This is a genomic window from Nocardia sp. NBC_01499, assembly GCF_045040275.1.
Taxonomy (GTDB): Bacteria; Actinomycetota; Actinomycetes; order Mycobacteriales; family Mycobacteriaceae; genus Nocardia.
In genome coordinates, this window is record NZ_CP109426.1 from 5,627,384 (window position 1) to 5,641,009 (window position 13,626).

The 13,626-nt window shown below is 63.8% G+C and carries 21 protein-coding genes; 9 read left to right on the forward strand and 12 right to left on the reverse strand.

The window, feature by feature from the left end:
• Positions 1–113: 113 nt before the first annotated feature.
• Complete coding sequence (locus OG203_RS25600) at positions 114–1,394, forward strand: MFS transporter (RefSeq protein ID WP_405159807.1); 1,281 nt, start codon at positions 114–116, stop codon at positions 1,392–1,394.
• Here OG203_RS25600 and OG203_RS25605 read toward each other — a convergent pair.
• A complete protein-coding gene (locus OG203_RS25605) occupies positions 1,373–1,807 on the reverse strand; it encodes a hypothetical protein (protein ID WP_405159808.1) in 435 nt (144 codons plus the stop codon). The genes OG203_RS25600 and OG203_RS25605 overlap by 22 nt on opposite strands.
• Positions 1,808–1,832: 25 nt before the next feature.
• Positions 1,833–2,459 (reverse strand): phytanoyl-CoA dioxygenase family protein, encoded by a 627-nt coding sequence (locus tag OG203_RS25610; protein ID WP_405159809.1) that lies wholly within the window; start codon positions 2,457–2,459, stop codon positions 1,833–1,835.
• Between the two features lie 242 nt (positions 2,460–2,701).
• On the opposite strand from OG203_RS25610, the gene OG203_RS25615 reads away from it, so the two are divergent.
• Positions 2,702–4,060, forward strand: coding sequence for a helix-turn-helix domain-containing protein (locus tag OG203_RS25615; protein ID WP_405159810.1), 1,359 nt, complete (start codon positions 2,702–2,704; stop codon positions 4,058–4,060).
• On the opposite strand, the gene OG203_RS25620 is transcribed toward OG203_RS25615, so the two are convergent.
• The 6 genes from OG203_RS25620 to OG203_RS25645 all read right to left on the reverse strand — a co-directional run bounded on the left by OG203_RS25620 (position 4,047) and on the right by OG203_RS25645 (position 6,923).
• Positions 4,047–4,493, reverse strand: coding sequence for a hypothetical protein (locus OG203_RS25620; RefSeq protein WP_405159811.1), 447 nt, complete (start codon positions 4,491–4,493; stop codon positions 4,047–4,049). The two genes, OG203_RS25615 and OG203_RS25620, sit on opposite strands and share 14 nt — an antisense overlap.
• Positions 4,494–4,881: 388 nt before the next feature.
• Entirely contained in the window at positions 4,882–5,727 is an 846-nt protein-coding gene (locus OG203_RS25625; RefSeq protein WP_405159812.1) for an SAM-dependent methyltransferase, read from the reverse strand.
• On the reverse strand, positions 5,724–5,954 hold the full coding sequence (locus OG203_RS25630) for a hypothetical protein (protein WP_405159813.1): 231 nt from the start codon (positions 5,952–5,954) through the stop codon (positions 5,724–5,726). The genes OG203_RS25625 and OG203_RS25630 overlap by 4 nt, the downstream gene beginning before the upstream one ends.
• On the reverse strand, positions 5,951–6,187 hold the full coding sequence (locus OG203_RS25635; RefSeq protein ID WP_405159814.1) for a hypothetical protein: 237 nt from the start codon (positions 6,185–6,187) through the stop codon (positions 5,951–5,953). The genes OG203_RS25630 and OG203_RS25635 overlap by 4 nt, the downstream gene beginning before the upstream one ends.
• A gap of 3 nt (positions 6,188–6,190) precedes the next feature.
• Entirely contained in the window at positions 6,191–6,445 is a 255-nt protein-coding gene (locus OG203_RS25640; RefSeq protein ID WP_405159815.1) for a hypothetical protein, read from the reverse strand.
• A complete protein-coding gene (locus tag OG203_RS25645; RefSeq protein WP_405159816.1) occupies positions 6,438–6,923 on the reverse strand; it encodes a DNA-directed RNA polymerase subunit beta in 486 nt (161 codons plus the stop codon). Before OG203_RS25645 ends, OG203_RS25640 begins: the two co-directional genes overlap by 8 nt.
• A 358-nt stretch (positions 6,924–7,281) precedes the next feature.
• On the opposite strand from OG203_RS25645, the gene OG203_RS25650 reads away from it, so the two are divergent.
• The 3 genes from OG203_RS25650 to OG203_RS25660 all read left to right on the forward strand — a co-directional run bounded on the left by OG203_RS25650 (position 7,282) and on the right by OG203_RS25660 (position 8,872).
• Positions 7,282–8,163, forward strand: coding sequence for a helix-turn-helix domain-containing protein (locus tag OG203_RS25650; protein ID WP_405159817.1), 882 nt, complete (start codon positions 7,282–7,284; stop codon positions 8,161–8,163).
• Positions 8,160–8,366, forward strand: coding sequence for a DUF397 domain-containing protein (locus OG203_RS25655; protein ID WP_405159818.1), 207 nt, complete (start codon positions 8,160–8,162; stop codon positions 8,364–8,366). The genes OG203_RS25650 and OG203_RS25655 overlap by 4 nt, the downstream gene beginning before the upstream one ends.
• A 116-nt stretch (positions 8,367–8,482) precedes the next feature.
• Positions 8,483–8,872: a hypothetical protein gene (locus tag OG203_RS25660; protein WP_405159819.1), complete on the forward strand. Its 390-nt coding sequence runs from the start codon at positions 8,483–8,485 to the stop codon at positions 8,870–8,872.
• A gap of 58 nt (positions 8,873–8,930) precedes the next feature.
• Here the strand turns inward: OG203_RS25660 and OG203_RS25665 are convergent, their stop codons facing one another.
• Both OG203_RS25665 and OG203_RS25670 read right to left on the reverse strand, forming a co-directional pair.
• Positions 8,931–9,623: a hypothetical protein gene (locus OG203_RS25665; RefSeq protein ID WP_405159820.1), complete on the reverse strand. Its 693-nt coding sequence runs from the start codon at positions 9,621–9,623 to the stop codon at positions 8,931–8,933.
• A 100-nt stretch (positions 9,624–9,723) separates the two neighbouring features.
• Positions 9,724–10,038 carry a hypothetical protein gene (locus OG203_RS25670; RefSeq protein WP_405159821.1) on the reverse strand — a complete coding sequence of 105 codons (315 nt, stop codon included), beginning with the start codon at positions 10,036–10,038 and terminating at the stop codon, positions 9,724–9,726.
• Positions 10,039–10,244: 206 nt separating this feature from the next.
• Here OG203_RS25670 and OG203_RS25675 point away from each other — a divergent pair, with 206 nt between their 5' ends.
• The 4 genes from OG203_RS25675 to OG203_RS25690 all read left to right on the forward strand — a co-directional run bounded on the left by OG203_RS25675 (position 10,245) and on the right by OG203_RS25690 (position 11,767).
• Positions 10,245–10,484, forward strand: coding sequence for a hypothetical protein (locus tag OG203_RS25675; protein WP_405159822.1), 240 nt, complete (start codon positions 10,245–10,247; stop codon positions 10,482–10,484).
• Positions 10,485–10,612: 128 nt separating this feature from the next.
• Positions 10,613–10,849, forward strand: a complete 237-nt coding sequence (locus OG203_RS25680; protein ID WP_405159823.1) for a hypothetical protein — start codon at positions 10,613–10,615, stop codon at positions 10,847–10,849.
• 100 nt (positions 10,850–10,949) lie between these two features.
• A complete protein-coding gene (locus tag OG203_RS25685; RefSeq protein ID WP_405159824.1) occupies positions 10,950–11,312 on the forward strand; it encodes a hypothetical protein in 363 nt (120 codons plus the stop codon).
• A 125-nt stretch (positions 11,313–11,437) separates the two neighbouring features.
• Positions 11,438–11,767, forward strand: a complete 330-nt coding sequence (locus OG203_RS25690; protein ID WP_405159825.1) for a DUF2510 domain-containing protein — start codon at positions 11,438–11,440, stop codon at positions 11,765–11,767.
• A 96-nt stretch (positions 11,768–11,863) separates the two neighbouring features.
• Here OG203_RS25690 and OG203_RS25695 read toward each other — a convergent pair whose 3' ends face one another.
• Entirely contained in the window at positions 11,864–12,373 is a 510-nt protein-coding gene (locus OG203_RS25695) for a hypothetical protein (RefSeq protein WP_405159826.1), read from the reverse strand.
• Positions 12,374–12,376: 3 nt separating this feature from the next.
• Entirely contained in the window at positions 12,377–13,624 is a 1,248-nt protein-coding gene (locus tag OG203_RS25700) for a hypothetical protein (protein WP_405159827.1), read from the reverse strand.
• Positions 13,625–13,626: the final 2 nt, after the last annotated feature.

Here is a 13,626-nt window from a genome sequence, read left to right on the forward strand (position 1 = left end):
GTACAGCTGATCTCGGCATCGAAATTGCTCGATGTGACCGGTATCCGCTAGGTCGGATCAGGTTCGGGGTGGCATCGTTGCGGTGTCGGTGGGGTGGACTACCGTGCCCCGCTATGCCGTACCTGTCACTGCTCCGTCGCAAGCCGGTTCTGGTGCTCTGGTCGGCGAACGCGCTATCGGTGCTCGGCGACAGGTTCTTCGCCTTGGCGGTGATGTGGATCGCGCTGGAGCGATCCGGGCCGGTGGCGATGGGAGCCGTAGCGATTGCCGAATCCGTTCCCTACGTGCTGATGGGGACGTTCGGGCGTCGCATCGTTGCCCGGTGCGCGTCGTTCCGGGTGCTGGCCGGGTTCGATGTGGTGCGGGCTGGTCTGGCCGCCGCGCTACCAGTGGTGTGGAACGTCGGCGGAACGCCCGCGATGCTGGTGATGGTGCTAACCCTGGGTATTGCGGGCAGCGTCTTCGATCCGGGATTCGGCTCGCTGGTACCGGAACTGGTTGCCCCGGAGGAACGGCAAGCGATTCTCGGGGCGATGGACATCACGGGCCGGATAGCTCGGATCGCCGGGCCTGGTCTGGCTGGTCTGCTGCTGTTGGTGGCTCCGGCTTCGGTGCTGTTCGCCGCCGACGCGGTGACTTTCGCGGTATCGGCGGTGGCGCTGTTGGTGGCGGCTCGGATCGCTGCTGTATCCGCGGTTGTGAGTTCCGGTCCGGCACCGGATCGGGGAGTCGATCCAGCGAGCGCGCGGGTGCTGCTGCGAGCGAATCCCTCACTGGGTGCGGCGTGGTTGGTGCACGGCGTCGGGTTCTTTCTGTCCGCGATTCCTGCGATCGGTATGCCGGTGCTGTTGGCTCATCATCTGCACGTCGACGCCAGCGCCTACGGTCTGGTGCTCGCCGCGAGCGGGGTCGGTGCGCTGCTGGGCAATCTCGTTGCCGCGCGTGTTCGGCTGACCGCTGGGTTCCCTGGCTGGTTCTGCGGAGCATGGGCCATCTCGGGGGGGCTGCTGATCGCGACCGGGGCCGCGTCGAGTCTGGGGTGGATCGTGGCGTTTGCGGTGGCCTCGGGTGCGGTGTCCCCGTTCATCAGTATCGCGATGGCGGCGCGGCTGGCGATGTTCCCGGCCGATCAGCGGCTGCGGTTGAATTCGCTGAATTTCACCGTTATGCGGGCGTCAGGAACGTTGGGCATGGCCGTCATTCCCGCGTTGATCGCGGCGGGACCAGCGCGGGGGTTCGTGCTCGGCGGGTCGGTACTGGCTGTGGTCGCTGCGGCGGTCGGGGTGTTCGGTTCGTCGCTGGGTGCAGTGCGCGGGCAGACCGCGCGAGTGGTGGAGGCGGTCGACGCCGCCTCCACCACGCCGGGACCTGATCAGGCGGCGTCAACGAGGTAGTGAGTCACCTCGATGTTGTCCAGCGGTACGCCGATCTGCTGGTAGATCCGCTGGTGCATCGCACCGAACCACGCGACCTTGCGGTCTGCGTAGAACTCGGGGTCATACCAGCTGACTCCGAGATGAATTGTGCCGCCGCCGTTCTCGTTGTCGGGGTCGGCTTGCCACCAGGTGGCCGTCCAGTCCCACAACATCAGTTCCTCGGGGCGGTTGCGCAGCCGTTCGTCCGAGTCGCGCAGCGCTTCAAGGCACTTGGCGGCGACGGTTGCGTCCGGGCAGTAGTAGGAGCATTGGGACGTGGCGATCAGCTTTTTGTCGCCGCGTCGTTCACTGCCTGGTTCGCCCTCGCCTTCGAGCACCCGGACGCGGGTCACAGCGGTGTCGGAGATGAGGTCGAGCAAAGGTGTCGACATGGGGTTCCTCCCGTGAATTCGGTTGTTAACTAAGGGCTCCCGCAGTTGGCGGAAGATTCAGCGGCGCCCAGCCGGGGCGCTCAGTGTGGTCGCCTCGGCGGAACGCGTCGGCGGTCGCGTAACGGATGTTCAACCCGATGCGCGGTGCATTGGTGGTGTTGCTGGCGCTGCGGTGGATCAGGCGGGTATCGAAGATCAGGGCTTGGCCGGCTGCGAGTTCAACCGCGGTGAAGGCATGGCGGGCGGCGTACGGACTCGGCACGGTGAGCGCACGCCCTCGCGCCGCGCCTGCGGCCGGTTCGGTGTCGAACGGGAGATAACCGCCCAGCTGTGAACCGGGCACGACTTCGAGGCAGCCAGCGCGGGCAGTGGCGTCGGTGAGCGCGGCCCAGCAGGACACGGCGCGGGCCGGGTCCAGCTCGATGTGCTCGTTGATGCCGTCCTGATGGGCCGGGACCTCGAAGGCTTTGCCGGGCCACTTGATGACGAGGAAGGTGTTTTCCACGGCCGCGTCGGGGCCCAGGAGTGCGCCCACGCGGGCGGTCTGCTGTGGGGAGTTCACCAGCGCCCAGGCCCAGGCGTGGGTGCGGTGTGGGTTGCGCACGATCTCGCGATGATCGCCGCGATAGGTGTGCACGAGTCGGGCCGCCAAGGACCGTGCGTGGTCGGGTTCGCTCCACTGGCAAGGGTCTTCGTATCCTCGCAAGTCCAGACCCGTCGCTGCCTGCTGAGTCATGTGCGCATCCCCTCGGTCCGCTCGGGTGTCTGTATCGAGTGGACGGGGTGACAGCCGATGTGCACCATGTGCGCACCATGAGTCGTCACAACTCCGCACATTCGTGCGAAGGTCCGCGCTACCGTTGACTCACCACCAACTCATGCGGGGGTGGCCGGATGGGTGGAACACAGGATGCCGCCGAACTAGGCGCGGTGCTTCGTCGTGCCCGCAACGATGCGGGGTTGAGTCAAGACGCCGTCGCTCGGCACTGCCTGGTCGACCGCACTCACGTCACCCACATCGAAGCGGGCAGGCGTGTGCCGGAACGGCCGTTCTGGGTCGCCGCTGACATCGCTGTGCGCGCCGAAGGTGCGCTTGTCGCTGCCTACGACGAACACATTCGCCGCCACGCGCCAACTGCTACCGGATTGGTCGGTGGCGGGTCTACGGTGCCAGGGATCGACGTATCCATACTCGACTTGGATGTGAGGGTGTGGCTGGATATGAACAGACGTGACGTTCTGCGATTCCTGTCCGCGGTTGGTTACTCGCTGCCTGCGGCGGCTCTGCTGGCAGGGCTGGAGCAGCCCGCGCGGGAGGAACTGGCCTATGCGCTGACCGTGCGTGTGGACGCCGCCGCGATCGACCGAATCGAAACTGTCCTCGAATCGACCTATCAGCAGTACGAGGCGTTCGGACCGCGCGCCGTGCTGACCGTGCGGCGCGGGCAAGCCGATCTCGTCGACGCGTTGCTGACCAACTGCCCCGACCATTTGAAGCCGCGCCTGCTGGCGATTCGGGCAAAGCTGGCGCGCACGCTGGGCTGGATGGCCTACGACGCAGGCCATTACGACGAAGCCCGCACCGAGTACAAGCAAGCGCGCGACGTTGCCGAGGAAGCTGGCGACCCCGCCCTGTGCGCACTGGTGCTGTGTAACTGGAGCCTGCTCGAAACCCGCGACGGCAAGCCGGGGCTGGGCTTGGATCATGCTGCCGCCGGGCGGTATTGGGGCCAGCGAGCCGGAGACCCGATGCTGATGGCCTACAGCACCGACATGGCCGCCGAGGCATACACCCGCCAGGGTGAACGCCGGTTGTGCCTTTCCGCGATCGAGGACGCGCACAACCTCGTCACCTCCACTCGCTACAGCCCCACACCCAGCCACGTCTACGACGCCGCGCTGAACGCCGGGTTCCGCTCCGAATGCCTGATCAAACTCGGTGTCGCCGAGGCAGCGGTACCAGCGGCAGCGGAATGTGTGGAGTTGTTTGACCCGGCGTTCGTGCTCTCGCGCGGGTTCGCCGAAATCGGCCTGGGCCAGGCTTACTGCCTGATCGGGGAAACCGACGAGGCCGCCCGGATCATCAGCCGCACAGCCGATCTCGCCATCGGCTACGGATCGACCCGGCTCGCGAGCGAGGTGGTGGACGCGCGGGCAGCGGTGGCGCGTGTAGCGCCAGGCTCGATGAGCTTGCGCGAGCTGGACGGCAAGCTCACCGAGCACGGCCTTATCGCTGAACCTACGTCGATGTGAGGTCCTGGGGCGGAACCAGCTGCCCCATTTTCGTTTTCCATGCCACGATGCCCTGGCGCAGTTCATTGACCCTGATCGTTCCCAGTTCCGCGATCTCCAGCAACTGGGCGTCAGTCTTCTCTGCAAGGTCCGCCATGGTGCGAATACCGTTGCGACACAGAATGTTTCTGGACACCACGCGCATCCAATCGAACTCGTGGACGGGCGCTGTTGTACCGTCCACGGAAACCATCATGTCGCGTCCGTACAGGGTGTTGTACACCAGCCTTGGGATGCTGGGCTGTAGGTCCCACTGCTCTATGCCGCGAGCGGAAACGATCCGAACCTCAGTCAGTTTCCAATCACCGGAAAATGTTTCAGTGATCGTGGTTTGGTACTCGACGCCGGGGCGTCCGTCGAGTTCAAAGGTCGCGGACTTGGTTGGGCTGCTCATAGCGGTGGCCTCCATATCGGGTTGTCGCGCTTTCGGTTGCTGTTGGTGGTGCTCGTCTTCGATTCGGTTACACCGGTTCTCGGCTGAGGTGGTCGTTGAGAACGCGCGAGCCGGCCACCGGGCATGGTGTTCCGTCGCGGTTGGGATGGTCGGGGACGACAGCGTCAACGAGGCTGACGCTCTTACCGCAGGCCGGGCCTGGGCAGACGATCAGCACGGGTGTCATAGGGATTGCTCGGATGACCGCAGCACGGCATTCGGACAGATTCACAGTGCGTTCAGTGCCGGTGCTCGACATGGTTCCTTTCCTCGAACCCGCTCCAGCGGAACAGGTCTCGTCGGTGCGGATTGACACGTAGGCGTCAATCGCGTGGGCGCTGCTTGATGGTCAGGGCTTGCGCCCAAGTCCGACGTAGCACGGCAAATCCGTAGGGTCAGGCACTTCGCCGGGGCGGAGTCGGCGCGGCCCCTCAGCCGGGGTGACCGTCCATTTATCGACGGGCACGACGCCGGGACTGAGAAGGTCGAATCCATCGAACAACGCGCTGAACTCGATCAGGCTTCGATTGCGGAAGGCGACCCCGTTGGCCTTGAAACTGGCTTCGAGACCATCGCGCCCGGCAGCGTGATCGGTGAAGCTCGCCAGCAGCAGGTATGAGCCGGGGGCAAGACCGTTGTACAGAGAGGCCAGCATTGTGTGCGGGTCGACGGGCATGTACTCCAGGACCGATACTAGCGAAACGGCTATCGGTTGCGAGAAGTCCAACGGCAGTTGGCTTTTGGTGAAGATGTGCGCGGGGTCGGTGAAGTCGCCGTGCAGGTACGCGGCGCCGGGCGGAATGTCGAGGAGGGCGCGAGCATGAGCCGCAACCAGCGGGTCATAGTCCGCGTAGACAACCTTCGCCTCACGATTGAGCGCGGCGGCGACGTTGTGCAGGTACGGGTCCACCGGCAACCCGACTCCGAGGTCGAGGAACTGTGTAATTTTGCTCTTGGTGATCAGGTGTTTGGTGGTGTCGAACTGGAATTTGCGTGCGGCGTATGCCGCTGACGCCAGGCCAGGGTATTCGCTGACACGTTCCGCGAAAACCCGGTCAGCCTCGTAATGGTCCTTGCCGTGGTGCCAGAAGTTATGTGCGCGGGCCAGACTCACCTCTGCGGTGGTGAATCGGATGCCGGTCTCGCTGTCCACGAGAACGCCGTTCTCGTCCGTGTGGACGTTCGAACCGCTCATGAGGTGCGTGACGCCCCGCGCACCTGTGCGGCATCGTGCACGCGGCGGACGATCTGGTCGCGCAGTGGTGCGGACAGGTCGGGGTATTCCTCAAGGGTGGGCTGGTGAGGGAGAGTCGTCACCGCGCCGTCGCGTTTGATGCTGAGCAGGTGCACGGCTCCGGTGGTCTCGCGCACGAACCATCGTGCCGATTCGTTGTCGGTGGCGGACTGCTGTATTCCTGTCATAGCGAATTCCTTTGCGGCAAAGCCTGTTTGGCTGGGCAGGTGGTAGGGCTGAACAGGCACTCACACGGCAGGCGATTCAAACCGGTTGGTGGACCGGGGATTACCGTGATGTCGTCCAGGTAGTGATGGATCTGCTCGTCGGCGATCAGTGCATCGGCGGCCTCGGCGCTGGCTGCGTAGTGCAAAATCACCCCGCTCAGGGCGATCTGTAGGTGCACGTCCGGGGCGCTCATCTCTCACCGCTCCGCCTGCTGGGCGTCCATGATGGCCACGCTTGGTTGCTCGGCGAACGCCGCGCGTACCTCGGTCAGGCTGACTTGCTCGTCGGTGGCCGAGTCAGGTTTTGAGTCAAGGTTCCGAAGTGCTTCGGAGAACACTTCGTATATCTCGGCCGGATGTGGCGGCCACGGAGCTAGGTTGAGCAGCTGCGGAATACGCTGCGGTAGAGCATTTTCCGTTACGTTGGGCTCGGAATCGGGTAGCTCATACATGACTCAGCCTCCGCAGGGGCCGACGTATACCGCTGGTGCACGCCTCGATTGCGTCGACAACGACGCGGCCAGATGGCCGGAACGGCCCGCGTGGCACTTCGATCCATTGACGGAACACCGAGCAGCTGTCATCTGGCGACGGCAACGCGATGGTCCCACCATTGCGCACCACCTTCACATCGAGACGGAACAACGACGCGTACACCGCCGCGTCGGCTGGAAGGTCGGGCACGACCAGGAATGACCACAGGTGCGACCGCGGGTCCGACAGAATCGGCCCAATCTCTGTGCCTTCGCGATCCAGCCGAATCCGGACCGCCGCGCCGAGCGGAGCAGGCGTCACCAACGCCCAGGTACGTCCGGCGCGCATCGAAATCCTCCGCAACTGTGGAGGATCGACCACCGCGGGCAGGTCGCACACCTGCCGATAGAACTCACAACGGGCCCGCAGTGTTTGTCCCATACCTGTGTCGTCCATCTGTCGACCTCTGCTCGCATCAAGAAGTTCCAGGAGCGCGGTATCCGGCGATTCGGCCGCAACGCGTAGCCGCACTGGTCGCCATACAGCGGCTGCGGGTTGTGGTTGCTCCCCGCCACGCCGGATACCGCGCAGTTCCAACGACAGCACCCCAGGTGACCTGGGACAACGCAGACACGAAATTCCATCTAAGAATTTCCGTTTCGCCAGGATGATTTCCGTTGATCATGTGAGACTGATTCCGGAATCTGGTTCGGCCTGTTCCGCAAACGGTGTCGGCTCGTTCCGGAAACCGTGTCAGACTCGTGGTCGCTCCCCGCTGTCCACCGTTCCGTCCACCAAGGAGCTCATCAACACGATGGCCGACGAAGACAGCACCCTGCCCCGCCGACAGCTGGGGCGGCAATTACGCGAATACCGCGAGCAAGCAGGCATGACCCTGTCCCAGGCGGCCAGGCTCGTGGAGATTGGCACGACGACGTTGCATAGCTTGGAGAAAGGAGGCGTCGGCAAGGTACGAGTGCGGACCGTGCAGCACTTGTGCGAGGTCTACGAACGTCCCGATGACGAGATTGCGGCGATGAAGCACCTTGCCCAGCAGGCGGCGGTCAAGAGCTGGCATGCCGAGTACAACGATCTGCTGCCGGACAACTTCGACAACTACGTTGGGTTGGAAGCCGCAGCACGCCAGCTCATCTCGTATCAGGAGTTGGTCCCTGGTTTGCTCCAGACCGACGAGTACGCCCGAACGATGATCCGCAACTACTTCGCAGAAGAGGGCGACACCGACATCGACCGACGCGTCGAACTGCGAATGACGCGACAGACGATCGTCAAGCGGAAGACCGAGCCGGTTACCCTCGATGTAGTGCTGCACGAATCCGCGCTTCGCCGCGCGGTCGGCAGCCCTCGCATCATGGCCGCCCAACTCCGTCACTTGGCCGACGCCAGCACGTGGCCCAACGTCAGCGTGCGGATACTACCGTTTTCGGCGGGAATGCCGATGGGCCTGCTACCGGGACCGTTCGTCATCCTGGATTTCGGGTTCGACGCCAAGGGGCGACCGGTCGAACCCCCCGTGGTCTACGTCGAAAGCGTGGTCACCGCGAACATCTACCTGGAGAAGCCACACGATGTCGACCGCTACCGTTCAGTATCGGCGGCTCTACACGGTGCATCGCTGGGCGCTGTGGACAGCAGAGCACTATTGAGGAAGATTGCGAAGGAGTATCAAGAGTGAACGTGAACCTTGCTGGTGCAAAGTGGTTCAAGAGCAGCCGCAGCCAGGGGGGCTCGGAATGCGTGGAGGTCGCTTTCCTCGACGGCGGTCAGGTCGGTGTCCGTGACTCGAAGAACCCAGGCGGGCCTGCTTTGGTCTTCACTCGGGGCGAGTGGTCTGCGTTCGTCGCGGGCGCGCGTGTCGGCGAGTTCGATCCTAAGTAGGCCTCTCCGCAATTCAGGCCCGCCCGTCCGAATGCGCGACAGTGGCGGGCCTGAGCTGTTTCCGGGCAGGTCGGGCTACGGTGGGTGCCGGTCTGGTCGGAGGGAGAACGCGAACGATGGAGCACACGGCACCAAGGGGTGCAGCGTGGTACCGGGCTACCCGTAAGCTGCTCGGACTCAACGACCGCCAATGGTGGTCAGAGTTCATCGGCGTTTCAGGTAGCACCGTCGATCAATGGGAACGCGATAAGCAGGCGATACCAGAACACCGCGTCGCCGAACTGGCAGCGATCTCCGAAAAGACCCTGGACTTGATCGAGGAGACGATAGCCGCGCTCGATCTCGACGGCGCGGAGCAGGTCCTCTACACCTACCGCACGAACCACGACTACCACTTGGCCGAACCGGACAGCATCTACCCGGCCGCATGGCATGAGGCATGGACCGCCCGTGTAGTCGCGGAGCGTCCCGGCGTCGAACTGCGCTGGCACACACCGCAGGCGTAAAAGACCGGAAGCCTCCGGGCCGGCCAAGTGGCAGGCCCGGAGGCGTTGGTCGAGTTGGTCAGTCTTCGTCGGCCTCGGGAGCTTCGTAGGGCTCCATGCACAGCCCGCAGATGATCGGGCCGCGGTCGCGTTCCTTGTTCGATACGCGGAGCTTGCGCCCGCACGCGCACGACATCGAGACACCGTTGTTGTTGGACTTGCGCCCCCCGTTGTCCTCGCTGTCGCCTTCCCCGTCTTCGCCTTCCGTCCCGTTCTCGGTGTCGCCGGGACTCCCCTCGTGGCGGCGATGGGTGGTCATGGCCCGTTCCAGGGCGGCGATCTCGTTACGCCAGTCCCATTGCTGGACCTCGTCCAGCTTGCTACCGGACCATCCGATTTCCTTGGTGTGACTGACCTCGAGCCGGAGTTCTTCGGCAAGCTCTTTGAACTTCGTATTGTGATAGCGGCCCTGGCGGCTGGTGTCTTTGATGCCACGAGCCGCCGCGAGGCCGTGCGCGGCTTCGTGCAGCAGCGTCGTCAGGAGTTCGTGAGCTCCGCGCTGTAATCCCTCGCCACCGACGAAGAGTTCGTGCACGGTGGTGCCGTCCGCCTTGGCAATCCAGCGGTTCGCCGCGAAGTGTCCGAGGGTCTGGAACTTGCCGTTGATGGAGCCGGGGCCGATGGTCACGATCACGTCGGGCACGTCGGGGTGGCGTTCTTGGATGCGCTTCCAGGTCTTTTCGACGGCGACGACGAGAGGGCTGATCTTCATGAGGGGCTGCTCCGGTGGAGTCTTGAGCCTGTGCGTGTCCGCTGGGCTCCGATGGATGGGCGGTGCGCCCCGGCCGGTGTGGTCCGGCCGGGGCATAGGGTCAGAGCTGAGAGCGCAGGAACATTACGACGCGATCCATGCCCGCTACCTGGGACCATGGTTCGCCTTCGTGAGGCCAGTGGTTCTCAGCACACATGCGCAGGCCATCGAGGATTTCCTCGGCTTGAGCTAGGACGGATGCGGTGATCGCCACCTCTCCGCGATCGGCCCATGCCTCGAACTCGGGCGTTTCCGAGTTCCCCCATGCTTGGCCGACAATGCGGGCCTCGTCTGCGGTGAATTCGTTATCCCAATCCTCATAGGCGTATTCACACAGACGCTTGTAGGTGACGTGCCATGCTTCATATTCAGCCATTGTTGCTCCGATATTCGAAGGCTTGAGCCTGTGCGTGTCCGCTGGGCTCCTGACAGGAACGAAATTACCGGGCTGACACGTACGTGTCAAGGCGTTGACCTGGGTATATCTGGAGTTGACACGTAGGCGTCAACCACTTAGATTCGTTCTCGTAAGGAGTCCAGCGGACACGCACAGACTCAAGTCCTCACGAAAGGCAAATTCCTATGTCGAACACCGCAGGAAATACGTTCATTGATCGTGTCTACATCCGCGCGATGGCCCTGGTTGCGGACGACCCGAAGAATCAGGGACTTTCGGCAAGCGAAGTCCGCGATGCGGTCAGAGAGAAGTTCCTGGAATTGGTTTCCGTGCTGGAACAGGTGATGCCTGCGCACATCGTCAAGCTCGCTCTGGCGGAATTCCTCCAGGCGCACGGTTACGACATCGAGGCTGGTCAAAGCTAGAAATGCAGAACGCGGGGCACCTGATGAAAGGTGCCCCGCAGGGTTTGACACGTACGTGTCAGCCATTTAGATTCAATAACCGAGGAGCCCAGCGGACACGCATAGGCTCAAGACCCGAAAGAGGCAATATGTCTATCACTCCGGCCATGGATGTTTACGACAACATCGTTGAGCTGTGCATTTCAATCGCGCGCTACGCACATCAGGACGAAATTCTGTCCGAGGACGAGATGGCGCACGAAGTTAACGAGCTGTTTGAACGGGTCACACCAATTCTGTGGATGACGCTTCCGCCGAAGCTGGTAAAGAACCTCCGCGAGTCGTTTGTTCATGAGCACCTGAACACTATCGACACCGACCAATAACACGAATGCGGGGCACCCGATCGGGTGCCCCGCAATTGTCTTTCGATTCAACAGGAGTCCAGCGGTCACGCAAGGACTCAAGACCCAAGGGGCGCATTCGATGCTTATCGACCGTTTCACAAACATCTACAACGACGAGATTCTCTTGATCTCCACCTACACCGTCGACGGTGCCGAGGTCCTTTCCAACGGAGGAGGCGGCAGCTATGCGATCTTCGGGTTGCTCGCGTGCGGTCTGCGCGTCGGCGCGTCCAATGGCGAAATGGAGGGCTGGGGCGATCATAAGTGCACCTGGTCTGTCGGCCTGTACTTCCACGGCCAGCAGTTGGCCTACCTGGTCGCCGGGTCGCTGAACGATCAGATGACAATCGCGGCGGGACTTACCGCCGAGCAGGCGCGCCTGCTGATCGAGGGGGCCCCCGAAGCGATGCTGTTGCCGCCTCAGATCATCATCGTCGGCTAACCGAATCTCCTAGGCGTCCGGTGGTCTCCCCGAATCGGGTGTGACCACCGGACGCTTCGCTTTGCGTCGATCCCCTCTTATGCTTCGAGTTGATTGCGGCTCGACACGCTTGGAGGGGAATTCGCTTGAACCGCTTTGAAACTCCGCGCCAGACCTGGACGCGCACGCTCACCTGGATAGCCTGCACGCTCGGCCCGCTACTGGTCGTCGGGTACCTCGTCAACGGCAACGCGGGCGCGACGGCAATCGTGATGCTGTTCGTTGTCGTACCGATCGCACTGGTTGTTCTGCTCGTCGTCGTCCTGGTGCGCGCGGCCAGTTCCAAACGCGCCGTACCGGTTCCGGCGGTACCACCGATGCCCGTTCGGCAGGGTCCGCCGCCTGGCTGGTATCCCGACCAGGCCGGGGTGCAACGGTGGTTCGACGGCCAGCAGTTCACCGAGTTCACGCGATAGGGCAGAATCGAAGAGTCGTTCGATTACCCAAACGTCGACAAAGCTTAGAGCCCTCGGACATTGACGTGCGATCCGTCCGGGGGCTCTTTCGCGTTCTCAGATCGGCGTAGCGGCCAGGTACGTACCGGCCCCGGCCTGGACAGTGTTCGCGCCGAACGACCCGTTCGTGAACATCCCTACCAGACCGACGACATCCCCGGCGCGGACTTCGATAGTGCCTGACACCGTCGACACGGCTTGGTCGGTCACATCGCCCGTCAGCACCAGGTTTGCCCCGTTGACTCCGACGCCGGTCCGGTGTGTTCCGAGATTGCCACCGGAACCCCAAGTGATCTGGGCCGTCACGCTCAGCGTCCCGTCGGAGCTGGCGACGAAACCACCTGTAGCGACGCTGGTCAGCGGAAAGCCTGACCGTGCAACGTATCCGGTGATCGCGATCCATCCGCCGTTGACATCGAGTGCCTGCTGCTGGGCGTTCTTGTTGATCCCGGCCGGGTCGGCGGCGTTACTCCACACCAGTACCGAGCCCAGCGATACACGCTTGATCGGCGTAGCTCCGATCGACATCCGCCGAATCGCGTTGCCGCCCAACGAACTACCGGCCATGATTCACGTCCTGTGGTACAGAGTGTTCGGGTCTTTGGTTGCAATCGCGCCGAATTCGGCTTCGGTACCGAACCACAACGTGACTGTCCTCGCGCCCGCCGCAGAAGCACCGACCACGCGCCCGATACCGAGCTTGGACACCGCGATGCCCGCAGCCGTGCTGATGTCGGTATCGGTGATCGAGCCGTCCGCGATCTTGGACGAGTCGACCGCCCCAGGCGCGAGTTTGGCGGTGGCGATCGAGCCGTCTGCCAGGTCCGCGGCTGGGATGCCCGCAGTAGGCTTGCTGTACTTGCCCGCGAGCGCGGCGGCGGTGTCACTGGCATAGCTGGGGTTGTTGCCCAGCGCGGCCGATAGCTTGCCCAAGGTGTCGAGTGTGGCGGGAGCGCTACCGCGCAACGCGGCGGCCGCCGTGGCGGCGGCTCCGGCGTTCTCCTTGGCATCCAGCGCGCCCTGCAGCTGGGCCACCTCGGCAACGGTGTGGTTGTGGCCGGGTTGGGTGGCGGTGTCAGCGCGAGTCAGGGAAGCACGCACGGGTGCAGCGAGTTTGGCGGCGTTCACGCTGTCGTCGGGCAGCGTCGCGTTCTCGGCGGCCTGTGCCCAGGCGCGGGCCTGCTCGGCCGAGCCGGCCGCTGCCGTCGCCGAGCTGGTCGCCGTGCTCGCTGCCGATTGCGCCTGGTCGCGCCAACTGGCCAGTGCGGAGACCTCTGGCAGTGGAACGGGCACGAGGTCACGCGGCGGGGTGGTGTCGAGGGTGAAGATCAGTGCGGCGCCGTCACGGCGGACTGCGGTCACGCTGTCGCCCTTCTCCCCTCGCGTGATCCCGGGCGCCGGGGTGCCGGGCACCGGGAAGGCGCGCGCCAGATCGACCGTTCCCGGTGTCGCCGGAATCTCGATGGGCCGCAGATTGATTCGCTGCCCGCCGATCGACATGTTGATGAAGTCGACGCGGTACACACCACGCGGCGGGTTGGTCCATTCGTCCAGCGCGGGCAGCAGCACGTACTTGCGGCCCCGGTGCGACAGGTCGCCGTCCGCGTCGATGTCGACTTCGAAGGTGTCGACCACGCGCAAGGTCGACCCGCCGGGGTGATGTGGCATCAGCACGGCGTCGCGGTCGTTGAGCAGCAGAGAGAACCGGATGGTGCCGCGTAGTCCGATCTCGTCGGGGCGGTCGTCGGCGTCGAGGCCGTCGATGATGAACCCGCCGAGGTTGCCGAGCACCTTGACGTATTGCACGGGTTGAGTCATGG